The 17,905-nt window shown below is 37.3% G+C and carries 14 protein-coding genes and 1 riboswitch; of the genes, 8 read left to right on the forward strand and 6 right to left on the reverse strand.

The features are described from left to right. Positions 1-202: 202 nt before the first annotated feature. The 5 genes from J2Z26_RS02160 (at position 203) to J2Z26_RS02180 (ending at position 6,433) form a co-directional block, all read left to right on the forward strand. Positions 203-1,477, forward strand: a complete 1,275-nt coding sequence (locus tag J2Z26_RS02160; RefSeq protein ID WP_209794283.1) for a sugar ABC transporter substrate-binding protein — start codon at positions 203-205, stop codon at positions 1,475-1,477. Positions 1,478-1,549: 72 nt separating this feature from the next. Next, positions 1,550-2,839 (forward strand): carbohydrate ABC transporter permease, encoded by a 1,290-nt coding sequence (locus tag J2Z26_RS02165; protein WP_193537830.1) that lies wholly within the window; start codon positions 1,550-1,552, stop codon positions 2,837-2,839. Beyond that, on the forward strand, positions 2,839-3,681 hold the full coding sequence (locus J2Z26_RS02170; RefSeq protein WP_193537832.1) for a sugar ABC transporter permease: 843 nt from the start codon (positions 2,839-2,841) through the stop codon (positions 3,679-3,681). Before J2Z26_RS02165 ends, J2Z26_RS02170 begins: the two co-directional genes overlap by 1 nt. Positions 3,682-3,721: 40 nt before the next feature. After that, positions 3,722-5,254 (forward strand): alpha-amylase family glycosyl hydrolase, encoded by a 1,533-nt coding sequence (locus tag J2Z26_RS02175; protein ID WP_193537834.1) that lies wholly within the window; start codon positions 3,722-3,724, stop codon positions 5,252-5,254. 141 nt (positions 5,255-5,395) lie between these two features. Next, a complete protein-coding gene (locus tag J2Z26_RS02180; protein WP_193537836.1) occupies positions 5,396-6,433 on the forward strand; it encodes a LacI family DNA-binding transcriptional regulator in 1,038 nt (345 codons plus the stop codon). A 502-nt stretch (positions 6,434-6,935) separates the two neighbouring features. Here J2Z26_RS02180 and J2Z26_RS02185 read toward each other — a convergent pair. Beyond that, positions 6,936-7,802, reverse strand: coding sequence for an SDR family oxidoreductase (locus tag J2Z26_RS02185; RefSeq protein ID WP_193537838.1), 867 nt, complete (start codon positions 7,800-7,802; stop codon positions 6,936-6,938). 80 nt (positions 7,803-7,882) lie between these two features. Here J2Z26_RS02185 and J2Z26_RS02190 point away from each other — a divergent pair, with 80 nt between their 5' ends. After that, on the forward strand, positions 7,883-8,389 hold the full coding sequence (locus J2Z26_RS02190; protein ID WP_319638074.1) for a GNAT family N-acetyltransferase: 507 nt from the start codon (positions 7,883-7,885) through the stop codon (positions 8,387-8,389). A 41-nt stretch (positions 8,390-8,430) separates the two neighbouring features. On the opposite strand, the gene metH is transcribed toward J2Z26_RS02190, so the two are convergent. The 3 genes from metH to J2Z26_RS02205 all read right to left on the reverse strand — a co-directional run bounded on the left by metH (position 8,431) and on the right by J2Z26_RS02205 (position 14,536). Further along, on the reverse strand, positions 8,431-11,880 hold the full coding sequence (gene metH / locus J2Z26_RS02195; protein ID WP_193537842.1) for a methionine synthase: 3,450 nt from the start codon (positions 11,878-11,880) through the stop codon (positions 8,431-8,433). Further along, positions 11,873-13,723 carry a bifunctional homocysteine S-methyltransferase/methylenetetrahydrofolate reductase gene (locus J2Z26_RS02200; protein ID WP_193537844.1) on the reverse strand — a complete coding sequence of 617 codons (1,851 nt, stop codon included), beginning with the start codon at positions 13,721-13,723 and terminating at the stop codon, positions 11,873-11,875. The genes metH and J2Z26_RS02200 overlap by 8 nt, the downstream gene beginning before the upstream one ends. 69 nt (positions 13,724-13,792) lie before the next feature. Next, positions 13,793-13,898: riboswitch (SAM riboswitch) on the reverse strand. Positions 13,899-14,044: 146 nt separating this feature from the next. Then, entirely contained in the window at positions 14,045-14,536 is a 492-nt protein-coding gene (locus tag J2Z26_RS02205; protein WP_193537846.1) for a YajQ family cyclic di-GMP-binding protein, read from the reverse strand. Positions 14,537-14,666: 130 nt separating this feature from the next. On the opposite strand from J2Z26_RS02205, the gene J2Z26_RS02210 reads away from it, so the two are divergent. Beyond that, positions 14,667-15,530, forward strand: a complete 864-nt coding sequence (locus tag J2Z26_RS02210) for a CvfB family protein (RefSeq protein ID WP_193537848.1) — start codon at positions 14,667-14,669, stop codon at positions 15,528-15,530. A 245-nt stretch (positions 15,531-15,775) separates the two neighbouring features. Here J2Z26_RS02210 and J2Z26_RS02215 read toward each other — a convergent pair whose 3' ends face one another. Together J2Z26_RS02215 and J2Z26_RS02220 are read right to left on the reverse strand one after the other, a co-directional pair. Next, positions 15,776-15,907: a DUF3941 domain-containing protein gene (locus J2Z26_RS02215; protein WP_193537850.1), complete on the reverse strand. Its 132-nt coding sequence runs from the start codon at positions 15,905-15,907 to the stop codon at positions 15,776-15,778. A 70-nt stretch (positions 15,908-15,977) separates the two neighbouring features. Further along, positions 15,978-16,835, reverse strand: a complete 858-nt coding sequence (locus J2Z26_RS02220) for a DegV family protein (protein WP_193537852.1) — start codon at positions 16,833-16,835, stop codon at positions 15,978-15,980. Between the two features lie 205 nt (positions 16,836-17,040). On the opposite strand from J2Z26_RS02220, the gene J2Z26_RS02225 reads away from it, so the two are divergent. Beyond that, positions 17,041-17,877 carry a YitT family protein gene (locus J2Z26_RS02225; RefSeq protein WP_193537854.1) on the forward strand — a complete coding sequence of 279 codons (837 nt, stop codon included), beginning with the start codon at positions 17,041-17,043 and terminating at the stop codon, positions 17,875-17,877. Positions 17,878-17,905 lie beyond the last annotated feature (28 nt).

Below are 17,905 nucleotides of genomic sequence, written 5' to 3' on the forward strand. Positions count from 1 at the left end.
TTTGAAAGTCAATTAATAATAAATATGTCACTATTTTGTTGAAATGTACATAGTAAAAAAGGGTTGTCAAATTGATTTTAAGTTGTATAATTAGGTTTAGTGGTGCAATCGTTTTCACAACATGAAAGCGCTATTAAGTGCAAACGGTTGTTCAGAAAAAAGTAAGCACATACTAAACGAAAACACTAGGAGGGGTCAAAAAATGAAGAAGTACTTATCATTATTTATGGTTATGGTTCTTACACTTGGAATGCTAGCAGCTTGTGGACCACAACGTGATGCACAGGAAGAGCCTGCTGATCAAGGCGGAGACGACGCTACTGAAGAGGTAGCAAAACCAGAAAAATTAAAAATGTGGGTAAATGATGAAGATAAGCAAAAAAATGCAATTGCTGAGATGGTTAAATCATTTACTGAAGAAACAGGTATTCAAGTTGAAGTAACACCAATTAGCATGTTAGATCAAGTTAAAAACTTAGCATTAGACGCACCAGCTGGTAAAGGTCCTGACCTTTTCTTCCAACCGCATGACCGTATTGGTGACATCGTAACTCAAGGTTTAGCTGAACCTCTTACATTAGACAATACAGGTGACTATAGTGAAACTGCAATTGATGCTGTAACTTTTGATGGAGATATCTATGGAGTACCTCAAGTTGTTGAAACTTACGGTGTATTCTATAACAAAGATTTAACTCCTGAAGCTCCAGAAACAATGGAAGAGTTAATGGCAATTGCTGCAGAGCAAACAAATCAAGCTGAAGAGAAGTATGGTTTCTTAATGGAAGCAGCTAACTTCTACTTTGTATATCCTTTCTTTGCTGGTTACGGTGGTTATGTATTCAATAAAGAAAATGGAGCATATGATGCTGCAGATATCGGTTTAGCTAATGAAGGTGCAGTAAAAGGTGGAGAACTAATCCAATCTTGGTTTACAAATGGTTACATCCCTAAAGAAATTACGGGAGATATCATGAATGGTTTATTCACTGGAGGTAAAGTTGCTACTGTTATTACAGGTCCATGGAACATTGCTCCATACCGTGATGCTTTAGGTGACAAACTTGCAACTGCTCCACTTCCATTATTAGAAAATGGTGAGCATCCGAAATCATTTGTGGGTGTAAAATCATGGATGGTTTCTTCTTACTCAGAAAACATCGAATGGGCTACAAAGTTAGCACAACACTTAACAAACACAGAAAACTCTATGTACTACTATGAAAATGCTGGTGAAATGCCTGCTAACCAAGCAGCCTTAACAGACGAAAAAATTACTGGCGACCCATTAATGAGTGGATTCGCTGCACAAATTGCACATGGTGAGCCAATGCCAAGTATTCCTCAAATGCAACAAGTTTGGGAGCCAATGGGTAATGCACTTCAGTTCATTGCTAATGGCGACAATGTACAAGAAGTATTAGAGGAAGCTGTTCAAACAATTAAAGATAATATCGCTGCAAGCGGAGCAAAATAATACTAAAATGATTTAGGTGGGTAGAGAGGGAACTTTCTATCCACCATTATTCATTAATCAGGAGGATTAACTATGTCTGATCAAATAGTTAAACGTAAAGGACATAATCCTAAAGTAGCAATGGTACTGTCTATCCTGTTTGCAGGGTTAGGACAGCTTTATAACCGCAGAATACTTAAAGGTATCGTTTTTCTAATCATTCAAGCTGCTTTTCTAATAACGTTTTATAACTTTATCAACATTGGGCTCTGGGGAATTGTTACTCTTGGAGAAATACCTAAGATAGATCATTCTATTTTCTTATTAATACAAGGTCTTGTTTCCATAATCATAGTTGCCTTCGCACTTGCTCTCTATTTCTTTAACATAGTTGATGCAAGAAGGGATGCAATAAAATTACAGGAAGGTGCTAAGATTCCAACAGTAACAGAAGCATTCAAAAATGCTTGGGATGTTGGATTTCCATATATCTTAGTTATGCCAGGTCTTGTACTTCTAATATTCATCGTAGTACTACCATTACTATTTATGGTTTCGTTAGCCTTCACTGATTACAACCTATACAATTCACCCCCAAGAAATTTATTAAACTGGGTAGGTTTTGATAACTTTGTAAACCTAGTTTCAGTTGATATTTGGCAGTCTACATTCTTTAGCGTATTTTCTTGGACAATTGTGTGGACTGTAGTAGCAACAACAGGTCAAATTGTCCTAGGACTGTTTTTAGCATTACTTGTGAATGATTCACGTATTAAGTTCAAAAGATTTATTCGAACTTTCTTAATTTTACCTTGGGCGGTACCAGCATTTGTAACGATTCTTGTATTTGCTGCAATGTTCAATGATAAATTCGGAGCAATAAATAAAGACATACTTAGTCAAATAGGGGTTATGATCCCATGGATGACAGATCCATTCTGGGCCAAAATTGCATTGATCTCAATTCAAACATGGTTAGGGTTCCCATTCGTGTTTGCACTTTTTACTGGAGTCCTTCAGAGTATTTCAAAGGACTGGTATGAAGCGGCTGATGTTGATGGAGGGACAAGATTTCAAAAGTTCCGTCACATCACGTTACCTCACGTACTTTATGCAACTGCACCATTATTAATCATGCAATATGCAGGTAACTTTAATAACTTTAATATTATCTACTTATTTAACGATGGTGGACCTGCTGTTCGTGGACAAAATGCAGGCGGGACAGACATTCTAATCTCGTGGGTTTATGATTTAACGTTTACAACGAACAATTATAATATGGCTGCTGCCATCTCGATCATTATTGGATTACTAGTAAGTGGATTTGCTTTCTATCAATTCCGCCGTACTCGTTCCTTTAAAGAGGAGGGGAATATTTAATGAATGCAAAACTCAAATCCAAAATAGAGGTTACGTTAATTTATCTATTTGTTTTATTTATGTTTGTGATCATCGCCTATCCATTACTTTGGACGATTTCCATGTCATTAAATCCTGGAACGAGTCTTTACTCAGCTTCGATTATTCCAGAGAGAATCACCTTTGAGCATTATAAATGGTTATTCTTTGACCCAAGTAGTGACTATTTAACTTGGTACAAAAATAGTATCTTCGTTGCTATTATTAACTCTGTTGTTTCAGTGTTTATTACTGCGCTAATAGCATATGCGTTTTCTAGATATCGTTTCGTTGGTAGGAAATACGGACTATATGCGTTCTTAATATTACAGATGTTTCCTTCTCTAATGGCGATGGTAGCATTATACATTTTATTAAACATGCTAGGACTATTAAACACTTTATGGGGATTAATTTTAATTTACGTTGGTGGTCAAATTCCGTTTAATGCTTGGCTAGTAAAAGGGTATTTTGATACAATTCCTAAAGAACTAGATGAAGCTGCTAGAATGGATGGAGCAGGACATTTTGGAGTTTTCTTCAAAATTATGCTTCCACTAGCTAAACCAATTCTTGCAGTAGTAGCGCTATTTAACTTTATGGCACCATTTACAGACTATCTCTTACCGAGTATCGTAATTCGTGACCCAGAAAAGTTCACGTTAGCACTTGGATTGTTTAACTTTATTAATGATAAATTCTCAAATAACTTTACAGTGTTTGCAGCTGGATCTATATTGATTGCTTTACCAATTGCATTAGTATTCTTATTCCTACAGAAATATTTAATTTCTGGTTTGACTGCAGGCGGTACAAAAGGCTAATCTTATAGGCGTAATAGTTTATATGCAAGGAGGAGCGGAGATGGGTAAACGAGTGATGTCACTGTTTCTAATTCCGTTTCTTCTTTTTTGCGCCTTGCCCGTACAAGCCGTAGAAAAAGAAGAACGAAGTTGGCAGGAAGAAATGATGTATTTTATTATGGTAGATCGCTTTAGTAATGGTGATCCGTCAAATGACTATGAGGTAGACCACAATGATCCAAAAGCATATCATGGTGGAGATTTAAAGGGAATCACACAAAAGCTAGACTATATTAAGGACATGGGATTCACGTCCATCTGGTTAACCCCTATTTTTAAAAATGAACCAAAGGGGTATCACGGATATTGGATTGAAGATTTCTACGAAGTAGAAGAACACTTTGGTACATTAGATGATTTTAAAGAACTTGTTAATGAAGCACACAAAAGGGATATGAAGGTTATCCTTGATTTCGTAGTTAATCATACAGGCTATCAACATCCATGGTTAAATGATCCTACAAAAAAAGATTGGTTTCATGAGAAAAAGGGCATTTCAAATTGGAACAATCAAGAGCAAGTTGAAAACAGAGAACTCTTTGGATTACCTGATTTAGCTCAAGAAAATCCTGAAACAAAAGAGTATTTGTTGGAAGTTGCTAAATGGTGGATTGAAGAAACGAATATTGATGGATATAGATTAGATACCGTTCGTCATGTACCCAAATGGTTTTGGGAAGAATTTTCAACTGAAGTAAAGTCAGTTAAAGAGGATTTTTTTCTCCTTGGCGAGGTTTGGCATGATGATCCTAAGTATGTAGCCGATTATACAGAGACAGGAATAGACTCTTTCGTGGATTATCCTTTCTTTAATGAAGCTGCAAGAGCATTTAGTTCGCCAAACCAATCATTAGATAGACTTGATACGATTTGGCAAAGAAATGTAAATCTTTATGAAAACCCATACATTTTAGGGAATTTTATTGATAACCACGATAATGTAAGATTTACAAGAAGAGCCCTTGAACAGAATGAAAATCCAGTTACACGATTAAAACTGGCTCTTTCTTATCTATATACTGCACCAGGAATACCTATTGTCTATTACGGAACCGAAATCGCAATGGATGGTGGGGAAGACCCTGATAATAGAAGACTGATGGATTTTCGAACAAAAGATGAGTTGGTTAACTATATTGCTAAGCTTAGTAAAGTTCGAAGTGGGAACCCTGCATTGACACATGGTGACTTTGAGTTATTGCATGATAACAATGGAATGGCTGTTTTTAAACGTACGTTTGAAGATAACACCGTCATTATAGCGATTAACAACTCAACGGTATCTCAAGAAGCAATTATTCCGGAAGGCGTTATTGAATCAAATATGAGTTTAACAGGGTTGCTTTCAGATGATACCTTTACTGAAGGTGCAAATGGATATGAAATTGTTCTAGATAGGGAAAAAGCAGATGTCTTTATTCTTTCAGAAAAACAAGGAATTTATTTACCTTTCATTATCTTGTTGATTGCAGTTCCACTAGCAACTGTTGCTTTCTTTTGGATAAACAAAAGAGTGCATAGAAACAAGAAGTAGATAAGCCTTTAACGTTGCATGCTAGTGTATTACTGGCACTAAAACTGGAAATAACATTTTGCAAGTAAAACCACTCATTTGTTAAAGATTGTAGTAAAATAAAGAGAAAATAAGAGCTTGAGGGAGAGGGAGTGGTGTTGGATGACAGTAACGATTAAAGATGTAGCAAAGCTTGCTAATGTTGCTCCATCAACCGTTTCTAGAGTAATAGCCAACAATCCTCGAATCAGTGACAAAACAAAAGAGCGAGTAAAAGCTGCCATGGAAGAGTTAGGATATCATCCAAACTTTATCGCAAGGAGCTTAGCTAATAAATCAACTCAATCCATCGGCCTAGTGATGCCGAGTTCTGCAGATAAAGTTTTTCAAAATCCTTTCTTTCCTGAGGTCATCCGAGGGATCAGTAAAGGTGCACATGAAAAGCAATATTCACTTCATATGTCCACAGGCGAAACAGAAGAAGAAATCTTCGAAGGTCTTGTGCAGATGGTGCAGGGTGGACGTGTAGATGGAGTCGTTCTATTGTACTCACGTTTTGATGATAAGGTTGTAACCTACTTACGCAAAAGGAACTTTCCGTTTGTTGTAATTGGGAAACCATATAAACATATTGAAGAGATAACTCATGTGGATAATGATAATTATCGAGCCTCTAAGGAGATTACCGAATATCTAATTGAGTTAGGGCATGAAAGAATTGCTTTTGTTGGGGGAAATCTTAACTTTGTCGTGACAGTAGATCGCCTCCTGGGGTATGAAAACGCCATTCGTAATGCTGGCTTACCTTATAGAGATGAATATGTTAGTCATGAAGAATTTTTACAAGAGGGTGGACAGGAAGCCATTACTGACTTACTTTCACTAGAAGAACCTCCAACTGCACTTGTTGTTGCCGATGACTTGATGGCATTAGGGATTTTAGGGAAACTAGCTGAAATGGGCAAGGTTGTACCTGATGATATATCAGTGATTAGCTTTAACAATGTGCTTTTAACTGAGATATCTAGACCACCACTTACTTCGGTTGATATTGATATTTTTCGATTAGGATATGAAGCAGCTAAAAGCTTAATTCAGATTACTGAAAATCCGAATGAATCTGTTAAGCGAATTATTGTCCCGTATAAAATTGTAAAAAGACATTCCTGTTCAGAAGCAGGGAAAGTGTCATTATTGTAATTAGAGCGAAGTAACAGATGAGACTGTTGCTTCGCTTTTTTGTTTGTCGGGGATTAGTATGTATTGTGATTCAACTTAATTTTAAGGTCGATATGGAAGTGTTTATGTTGAACTTTTATTTATGTGACATCAAAGGGGGCAAAACGGGCTTAGTGAAGTCACATAAACGGATTTATGAGCCCTCAAAAGCAGCAAAAGTGTAAAACGAGGTCACATAAACGGATTTATGAGCCCTCAAAAGCAGCAAAAGTGGAAAACGAGGTCACATAAACAGATTTATGAGCCCTCAAAAGCAGCAAAAGTGTAAAACGAGGTCACAAAAACAGATTTATGAGCCCTCAAAAGCAGCAAGAGTGGAAAACGAGGTCACATAAACGGATTTATGCCCCCTCAAAAGGTGAAAACCAGCTACATCAAGTCACATAAACGGATTTAGATAGCCTCAAAAGGTAATAACGAGCGATAACAGATCAAATTATCTAAGTTCAATCAATCTTTCTCCCTACCCATTAACAACCTCTCCACCATTAACATGAATCATTTGACCAGTCATATAGGATGCGTCATCGCTTGCTAGAAATACATAGCTTGGTGCGACTTCTTCTGGCTGGCCGGCACGTTTCATAGGAGTTGTGGTACCAAATGATGCAACTTGATCACTCGGAAAAGTAGAAGGGATAAGCGGTGTCCAGATTGGGCCAGGTGCCACTCCATTTACACGAATGCCTTTGCTAGCTAACTGTTGTGATAATGAACGTGTGAAGGTAACGATTGCCCCCTTTGTCGCTGAGTAATCAAGTAATTGTTCATTTCCTTTATAAGCGGTTACTGACGCTGTGTTGATAATTGAACTTCCTTGTTTTAAAAATGGTAGGGCAGCTTTTGTTAAATAAAAGAATGAGAATACATTTGTTCGAAATGTTTTTTCAAGCTGTGCAGAACTAATGTTAGCTAAACTTTTCTGTGGGTGTTGTTCGGCGGCATTATTTACGACAATATCAACTTTACCAAATGTATCTATTGTCTGTTTTACAATATCTTTGCAAAACTGTTCATCCCCTATATCCCCAGGAATCAAAACACATTTTCTTCCTTCTTGTTCAATCTCAGTTTTAGTTTCATTTGCATCATTATGTTCATTAAGATACGAAATGACAACATCCGCGCCTTCTTTTGCAAAGTAGATGGCAACCGCTTTACCTATCCCACTATCTCCACCTGTAATAATGGCAACCTTATCCTTAAGTTTTCCACTTCCTTTATAGGTTGGATCCTCGGAAATGGGCTTTGGCTCCATTTCTGATTCTAAGCCTGGTTGTCTATTTTGATGCTGCGGGGGTTGTCCATTGCCGTTCGTTTGATTGCTCATCGATAATCCTCCTGTTAGTAAAAATAATGGAAAATAGTATTATCTACGTTATATACTTTTCTATAAAAGGGGGATTATACGTGGATATTAAAATCAGAACGGCTGTTATAGAAGATGCTTCACAAATAATAGAACATACAAGAGGTGTAATAGAGGAAAGTACATTTATGTTAACGGCTCCTGAAGAATACAACCCAACCATAGAAAAAGAAGAGGAATGGATACGAGACCACTTGAAGGACGGAAACTATCTTTTAGTTGCAGAAAAAAGTGAGAAAATCATTGCCGTCATGAATTTCCATCGTTCCAAGAGATCACGTTTATCTCATCTTGGTTATTTTAGTATTAGCATTCAAGAGGCTTATTGTAATATGGGTATCGGTAGGAAGCTTATTGAAGAGTTACTCTCATGGGCTGAGCAGCAAAATGACCTTGAAAAAGTCTGCTTAGAAGTATTCTCTCATAATGAACGAGCTATCCATCTCTATAAAAAGCTCGGATTTATTGAAGAAGGAAGAAAAGTAAAGTTTGTCAAATTTACGGATGACTTTTATGCTGACGAGATTCTTATGTATAGATTCGTCTAAATAAGAAAAAGCCGCACAAAACGCTGTGCGGCTTTAAACATTTATAACACATTAAAATACCTTGCTTCAGGGTGGGCAAAGACGATGGCTGTAACGGAAGCTTCGGGCTCCATCATAAAGCCATCCGTTAATTGTATCCCTATATCCTGAGGAGAAACTAACTTAAACAATTTTTCCTGATCCTCTAAATTAGGACAGGCTGGATAACCAAAAGAGAAACGCTGACCTTGGTACTTCGCAGCAAATCGATCCTTCATTGAAAAATCAGGATCATCAGAAATCCCTAAATGGTCTCTCATCAGTTGATGCAATCTTTCGGCCAGTCCTTCTGCCATTTCAAGTGCTAATGCTTGTATAGCATGAGATTTTAAGAAATCACCCTGTTGCTTAAACGTTTGCGCTATTTCTCTAATCCCCTTACCAGCGGTTACTGCAAAGAGACCAACATAATCCATTTCACCACTTGAAACAGGCTTTAGATAATCCGCAATACACAGATAAGATCCCTTTTGTTGGCGAGGGAAGGTGAATCTTTCAATGACTGTTTTCTTATCACTAGGGTCAAAAACAATTATATCGTTCCCATCACTTTGTGCGGGGAAAAACTGATAAAGAGCAGATGGACTAATAAGGTTTTCTGTCGTAACCAAATCAATTAAGTGCTCTACGATCTCCTTAATAGAGAGTGCTCTCTCATCTTTAGCCTCAATTAGTTTCTCTATATTACCCTTTAAACCTAAGTGGTGTCCAAGAAGCATTTGCATGTTTATATATGGCTTTATTTGAGAGATAGAGATGTTTCGTAAGATATGTCGTTTTGTATCTGCAGGTTTAAAGACATTCACCAAAGTTGAAACACTAGAACGGTTCATTACAGCGACAGAAGATGTTGATACCTCTGATTCTTTTGCCAGCCTTTGTTGAAGCCTCTCACGCTTATCGTTAACTTCGTTTAGAATTTCTTGTAATGAATCTTTATCTTGGAGGCGAGTAGCCAAGGACAATCCGTCCATCGCATCCTTTGCATACAAAACAGGGCCAGTGTATTCAGGAGCAATTTTGTTATCTGTAAATTTACGAGATAATGCAGCCCCACCTACTAAGATAGGAACAGAGATACCTGCTTGTTGTAAATCTTGAGCAGTTACGACCATTTGTTGAGCAGATTTGACTAATAATCCAGATAATCCAACAAGATCCGGTTTTTCCTCCTGGATTGCAGAAATTAATGCCTGCGGTGTAACCTTAATGCCAAGGTCTACTACTTTAAACCCGTTATTGCTTAAAATAATATCAACCAGGTTTTTACCAATATCATGGACGTCACCTTTAACTGTGGCAAGAAGAACTTTCCCTTTGCCATTATTGTCTTCCTTTTTTTCCATATAGGGTTCAAGAAAAGAAACAGCTGCTTTCATGACCTCAGCACTTTGTAATACCTCAGCAACAATCAGTTCATTATTATTAAATAAAATACCAACCTCTGACATTCCAGCCATTAGGGGACCGTTTATGATCTGTAAAGGGTCATCGTACTTACTTAAAGCAATCTCTAAATCTGGTAGTAACCCTTCTTTAGTACCTTCAACAACATATGAAGAAAGGCGTTCTTCAAGCGTCATTGTCGTTGTAGAAATTTTAACTTCTTTCTTTTTTTCACGATAAAAATTTGTGAATTCTTCTAGGATACGCTGGTCTGTCTTAAAAAGTAAACCCTCAGCTAGTTGAATTTCACTTTTCGGAATAGAAGCAAAACGCTCGAGCTTTTCTGTATTGACAATGGCGTAATCTAGACCTGCTTGAGTGCAGTGATATAAGTAAACAGCATTAAGCACTTCACGTCCAACTGGAGGCAATCCAAAGGATACATTACTTACTCCTAGTATCGTTAAGCAGTCTGGTAATTCTTTTTTTATAAGCTCAATTCCTCGAACTGTTTCATTAGCAGAGCCTATATATTGCTCATCACCTGTTCCGACTGGAAAGACAAGAGGGTCAAATATGATGTCCTTTGGATTTAGTCCGTGTTTCTCAACTAATAAGTCATAGGAACGTTTTGCAATCTCTAATTTTTTCTCTGCGGTTATTGCCATACCTATTTCGTCGATTGTGCCGACGACAATTGCCCCTCCATACCTTTTTAGTAAAGGAACGACCTGATCAAAGCGTTCTTCTCCATCCTCAAGATTGATAGAATTAATAATTGCTTTACCTTGTGAGTACTTTAAAGCACGCTCAATCACTTTATCATCGGTAGAGTCAATTACTAGAGGAACCTTCACCTTTTTAGTTACAAATTGAAGAAAGTTTTCCATATCTTCAAGCTCATCCCGGTCAGGGTCTGCAAGACATATATCAATCACATGCGCTCCATTTTTTATTTGAGCACGTGCAATCTCTGATGCCTCTTCAAATTTACCTTCAGCAATAAGGCGTTTAAACTTTCTTGAGCCAATTACATTGGTTCGTTCACCTACAAATAAAGGGCGCATCTCCTCTTCGTAAATGAGAGGCTCTATTCCAGAAACAGCATGTGGATGTGTTGTATTCGAAAGGGATCTTGGTTTAAAGTTTTCCACAGTATTCGCGATTGCTCTAATGTGATCAGGGGTAGTTCCACAACACCCCCCAACAATGTTTAACCAGCCTTTCTCAGCAAAGGCTTTAAGCTTTCTAGCTAGTGATTCAGGTGTTTCGTGATATTGGCCTTCCTCGTCTGGAAGACCAGCATTTGGATAACAACTAACTGCTGTATTTGCTAGGCTTGATAGTGACCGTAGATGATCTGTCATAAACTCTGGTCCTGTTGCACAATTAAGACCAACAGCAAGCGGGTTCATGTGTTCCAGGGATAAATAGAAAGCTTCAATATTTTGTCCAGCTAATGTTGTACCCATTGGTTCAATTGTTCCTGAAACAATGAGAGGGATGTTCTTTCCAGTTTTTTTAAATGCCTCACTAATGCCAATAAAACCAGCCTTAACATTCAACATGTCCTGACTCGTTTCTAACAATAGTAAATCGACACCACCGTCTATCAGTCCACGAGCTTGTTCCTCATACGTTTCGATCAAAGCCTCAAAAGTGGTTCCACCTGTAACCGATAAGGTCTTAGTAGTAGGCCCCATAGAACCTGCTACAAACCTAGGCCATTCTTCTGAAGAATAAGTTGATGTTGCTTGTTTAGCTAACTGAGCCGACTTTACATTTATTTCGTACGCTAGATGACCTAGGTCATATTCATCTAAAACTAAACTAGTAGCCCCGAATGTATTTGTTTCAATGATATCAGCTCCGGCCAAAAGGTATTCTTCATGGATGGACTGTATCAATTGAGGGGAGGTCAACGATAGATACTCATTACAACCTTCGTACTCTTCACCTTCAAAATCATTAGCCGAGAGATTGGCAGCTTGAATCATTGTACCCATTGCACCGTCTATCACTAGGATCTTCTTTTTAATTTGCTGTTCTATTATTGAATTAGCCATTTATAAACCGCCTCTCTGCATTCACAAGCTGCTTTGCATGTATATATTTTGTTAGCTCTACTGTCATTTCATAACGTAAAAATGGTGTAATTAAGTAAATTCCGTTAAATAAATCATAAGCTGCATCAATGAGGGATTTTGCAATGCTAAGTCCTTCAAGTTCTGATGCGAGTGGATCATGACTAACAGCATTCATACGGTCTCTAATTGTCTGTGATAATGTAATGCCGGGTACTTCATGATGTATGAAGTCGGCATTTCTTGCACTCGTCAAAGGCATGATCCCTATATATATAGGTGTTTTTAGATGTTTTGTATGCTCATACACCTCTAGAATTTGGTTTTCACTATATAAAGGTTGTGTGATAAAATAATGGGCTCCACATGAGATTTTCTTTTCCAAACGAAGAACAGCTTTATCAAGGTGACGAACATTTGGATTAAATGCGGCTGCAATTGAAAAATTTGTTTTTTGTCCTAAGGATTTACCAGAGTAAGAGATACCTTCATTGAACTGTTTAATTAGGCTGATGAGGTCAAATGAAGATAAATCATATACGGAAGTAGCACCAGGGAAATCACCGATTTTTGAAGGATCACCCGTTACCGCCAAAACCTCATTCATTCCAAGAGTGTGTAAGCCCATTAAGTGTGACTGTAATCCAATAAGGTTTCGATCCCTACATGTAATATGAATTAAAGGCTTAACATTTACTTCTTGCTTTATGATTGAACCGATTGCCGAGTTGCTAATTCTAGGTGAAGCTAAAGAATTATCTGCAAGTGTAAGTGCATCGATGCCAGCCTCCTTTAGTGCTTTTGCCCCTTCAAGAAACCTGCTAATCCCTAATTTTTTAGGAGGATCTAGCTCAACAATGACTGAATGTCTATGTTTTACTGTTTCATAGAGAGGGGGAGTAGCATCAGATGGTTCAGGAATACTATTCACTTCAATCGGTCGATGTTTAACGATTTTTTCAGAAATTGGACGGAGCCCTTTTAGTGTACGAGCCATTGCTTCAATATGCTTTGGAGATGTTCCACAGCATCCACCAATTAGTCGTGCCCCTTGTTCTCTAAACTTTATTGCACTTTCAGCAAAGTAGCTTTCATTTGTTTCATAGACTAGTCTTCCATCACGATAATCTGGCAAACTAGCATTAGGATATACAGATAAAAATGAATGCTTAGGGACCGGAACTTCCTCTAGTGATCGAATCATATGATAGGGACCTAATCTACAGTTTAAACCAACAATGTCAGCACCTAATTCCTCTAACTCTAGGAATGCATCAGACAAGTGTGTTCCATCCTGTAGGACACCAATTTCATGAAGTGATACGTTTGTAACAATTGGTTTATTTGTTTCTTTTCGCGCAATGGAAAGTAGTGTCTTTAACTCTTCGAAGTCGTAAAAAGTTTCTAGTAAAATTCCATCTATATTTTCAGAGAGAAGGTAAAATAATTGCTCACGAAAGCTTCTCTTTATTTCGTCCATTGAAATTGTGTTTTTCTTAAAGCTTCGAATTCCACCTATTGTTCCAAGTACATAAGCTTTATCTTTTGCAGCCTTTTTAGCTATGCGTGCACCGGCAATGTTAATTTCTTTCACAGATTCTTCTAATCCATATCTAGCAAGTTTCGGATAATTGGCACCATATGTATTTGTTTGGATGATCTTTGCGCCAGCTTGAAGGTAGGCCTCATGTATTTTTTGTATTTCATCATTGTTTAAAAGATTAAGCTCTTCAAAACAGCTACTGATTCCATGTGAATAGAGTAGGGTACCCATAGCTCCATCCGCTATTAAGATTTGTGTTTTTAGGTCTTCAAGTAAACCCATTATCATTCCCCCTTTTAGACATTAAAAAAAGCCTTCTATAAGAAGAAGACTTGGCGTTTAAAAGTAATCTTCTTATCTCTCGAATTTAAAAAAATTCGCTGGATTTAGCACCAATTCCTAATGGAACGGTTGCCGGGCATCGTAGGGCCAGTCCCTCCGCCACTCTTGATAAGAGTAAGTATTAAGTTTTATTTTAGTGCGTTAATGTTGTATAGAAGTAAATATTATCTAATTCTATTCAATTTTGCAAGAGAAAATGCAGAATTTTTTTAAAAATAAAAAAGACGCGTTTTTAAGGACGCGTCGAAAGTTAACCTATATTTATCTAAAGTTTAAGAATTGAACATCGATTGGCAAATCTGCACCTCTGATAGCTGCAATGATTTGCTGTAGATCATCTTTATTTTTACCTGTTACACGAATTTGGTCATCTTGAATTTGGCTCTTTACCTTTAGGCCACTGTTTTTAATGATTGTATTGATTTTTTTTGCATTTTCTTTATCAATTCCTTGAACTAACTTCCCACGTTGGCGTATTGTCCCACCTGAAGCTTTCTCAATTTTGCCGTAATCAATGTTTTTTGTAGGAACACCGCGTTTAATCAGTTTAGACACAAGAACATCCTTAAGCTGCTCCAATTTATATTCATCATCTGAAACAAGTACAAGCTCTTCTTTATCAAGGGAAATGTCACTTTTACTTCCTTTAAAATCATAGCGAGTTTGAATTTCTTTTAATGCAATACTAATAGCATTGGTTACCTCTGGCATCTCAACCTTTGAAACAACATCAAATGAACTTTCTTTAGACATTTTTCTACCTCCGAAAATGTATGATATAGTTTAATTATAGTAAAATATAACAAGTAGGACAACTTATGGTAAATAGATGTTATAATTGCATATTAACTATGAAGAGATTTTAAGAGAAAGAAGGATATATATGACAAGCTTTGAAGCAGGTACGACAGTTACATTAAAAGTTGATAGAGAAGTGGATTTTGGTTATTTCTTAACAGATGGGGAAGAGGATGTACTCCTTCATAACAGTGATATCGTTGGTGAATTTAATGATGAGGAAGAGCACACTGTTTTCCTTTATCAGGATCACCAAGGACGCTTAGCTGCTACGATGATGACCCCAAAAATCGAACAAGGCACTTACGATTGGGTTGAAGTAGTAGAAGTTAAACACAAATTAGGAGTATTTGTGAATATTGGAATTAGAAAGGATATCCTTGTTTCAAAGGATGACCTTCCTGAGATATTTGATTTATGGCCAGAAGTAGGAGACCATTTGTATTGCTCTTTAAAAACAGACAAGCATGGAAGACTCTTTGGAAAACTGGGAACAGAGGATGCCATAAGAGAAGTAGCTGTAAAAGCACCAAGAACAGCCTTCAACAAAAATGTGAGTGGAAGAGTATACCGTCTATTATTGGTAGGCTCATTTATCCTTACAGACGAAAAATACATTGGATTTATCCATGAAACACAACGCGTTCGTGAACCAAGACTCGGACAAAAAGTTGAAGGAAGAATCATAGATATTAAAGAAGATGGCTCTGTTAACATCTCATTACTAGGACGCTCTCACGAAATATTAGATGAAGATGCGATGAAGCTCTACTCCTATATGGAATCTAGAGACGGTGCCATGCCATTCTGGGACAAAAGCGACCCAGATGACATCCAAATCCGCTTCCAAATGAGCAAAGCCGCCTTCAAACGAGCACTAGGCAGACTAATGAAAGACGGAAAAATCTACCAAGAAGATGGATGGACTTACTTTAAAAAAGAAGAATAAATGTTCTGACAAAAGCTCATTTTTAGTAAAGGTACATGCTTGTAATAGTGAAGAGTGAATTGGAGCGGAGGGCACTTGACTCCTGCGGGCCATAGAGGGAAGTGTGAGACCCCGCAGGCAAAGCCGAGGAGGCTCACATCCCTCCCCGCGGAAAGCAAGTGCCCGCAGCGAAAAGGAACGGACAATCTTCAAAGTGAAAAGACCCTCTTTAGATTAGAGGGTCTTGTTATTGCGAACATATTGATTTACAAGTGGTCAGTCTTCTTCGAATATTGTCTCTCACCACGCCCGCGATTTTTTTCACGCTCCATGTTTTTCTCATGGCGTTTCGCATTATTGTCTTTTGCCTTTTTATCGTTATCACTTGTCTTAGACAAAGCCTACACTCCCTTTCATACTAGTTCCTATATAGCATTACCGGGAAAAAAGTAAACTATGTACCCGAGGTTACCTTGACTTGTTTAAGAAGAAAACTGCCATAGTTCCTGGTCCAACATGCGCACCAATAGCAGATCCGATCGAATTAATAAAGAAAGAAGTTGTACCGAACTTTTCTTCTAATTGTCTTTTTAGTTCAAGTGCTGTGTCCTCTGCATCTGCGTGACTTATAGCGATGGTTTGCTCATTAAGATTCACACCACGTTCTTCAATAAGCTCTACAATACGCTTGAGCACCTTTTTACTCCCTCTAATTTTTTCTAGAGGAATTAGTTTGCCATCTTCTACATGTAAAAGTGGTTTTATATTTAATAATCCACCCACGAATGCAGATGCTTTACTGATTCTTCCACCACGAGCTAGGTACTCTAGATTATCTACAGTAAAGATATGCTCCATATGATCGCGACTAAATTGAATCCCTTCAAGAATCTCATCTTTAGTAGCACCCTTTTCTAGCAACTCTACAGCTGTTTTAACAACTAGCCCTACACCCAACGATGCACATTTTGTATCAATGATCGTTAAATCAAGAGTAGGATACTCTTCCTCAACCTCGGCTTTTACCATCATGGCTGTTTGGCAAGTTCCAGATAGTTCTGAGGAGAAAGCAATATAAATACCGGACACACCTTCTTTTGCTAGCTTTGTAAATTCTTCTTTAAAGTGATGTGGTGAAACTTGGGATGTTGATGCAACTTTACCCTCTCTCATCGCGTTAAAGACATCGAATGGCTTGATGGTAAGTAAATCCTCATACTCTTTTCCATCTAATAGAACAACTAGGGGGAAAAGTGTCACATTATGTTCCTTTAAAAACTCTAAAGGTAAATCACTTGCACTGTCTGCAAATAAACGTACAGTCATTCTGTCACTTCCTTTTTATAATGAACTCTTATTAGTAGTGTATCTTTTCTAAATCAGATAGTAAATTATTTTCTAATTATACTTCTCATTCTGTACTTTAAATGATTTACCTACAAGCTTTTTGATTGATAACTGTTAAATAAGGGTAATAAAGAGAATAATTACATATACTAAAAAACAGCTTGTTTTAAGGAGGTTTTAATGGTTGTTACTTACAAAAAAAATTATTGTTGTCCTTATCGGAGCACTTTTAAATGCAATTGCACTTAACCTGTTTTTAATTCCTGCAGATGTATATGCTAGTGGTTTTACAGGAGCAGCACAATTAATCGCGAGGTCTGTACAGGAATATACTCCTTATTATGTGTCAACAGGTATCTTACTGTTGTTATTAAATATACCTGTAGCTATACTAGGGTGGAAAAAGGTTGGAAAATCCTTTACATTGTTTAGCTTTTTCTCAGTAGCGGCAACTACCTTATTCTTAGAGATTATTCCATTGCATAGTGTATCAAGTGATATTCTGTTAAATGCAGTATTTGGTGCAGTTATTGCAGCGGTAGGAATCGGATTTACATTGAAATGGGGGGCATCTACAGGAGGCTTAGACATTGTCGCAATGGTATTATCAAGAATGAATGATAAGCCTGTAGGTACATATTTCTTTATATTAAATTCGGTGATTATTGTCTCAGCTGGTTTTTTATATGGCTGGGAAAAAGCTTTATACACCTTGGTAACGCTTTATGTCTCAACAAGGGTGATTGATGCCATTCATACCCGTCATGAAAAGCTAACGGCAATGATTATCACCAAAAAGGGAGATGCCTTAAAAGAAGCCATTTATAATAAGTTAGTAAGGGGAATTACCACAATTCCTGCCAAAGGTGGATTTTCAAATGAAACAAAGGAAATGATGATTATTGTAATCACACGATATGAGCTATTTGATTTAGAGGGGATTCTTAAAGAGGTCGATCCACATGCTTTTACAAATATTGTTGAGACAGCAGGGATACATGGGTTCTTTAGAAGAGATTAAAAGTAAAAATTTAAATTTTCCTCAACAA

Source organism: Cytobacillus luteolus (genome assembly GCF_017873715.1).
GTDB lineage: Bacteria > Bacillota > Bacilli > Bacillales > Bacillaceae_L > Bacillus_BV > Bacillus_BV luteola.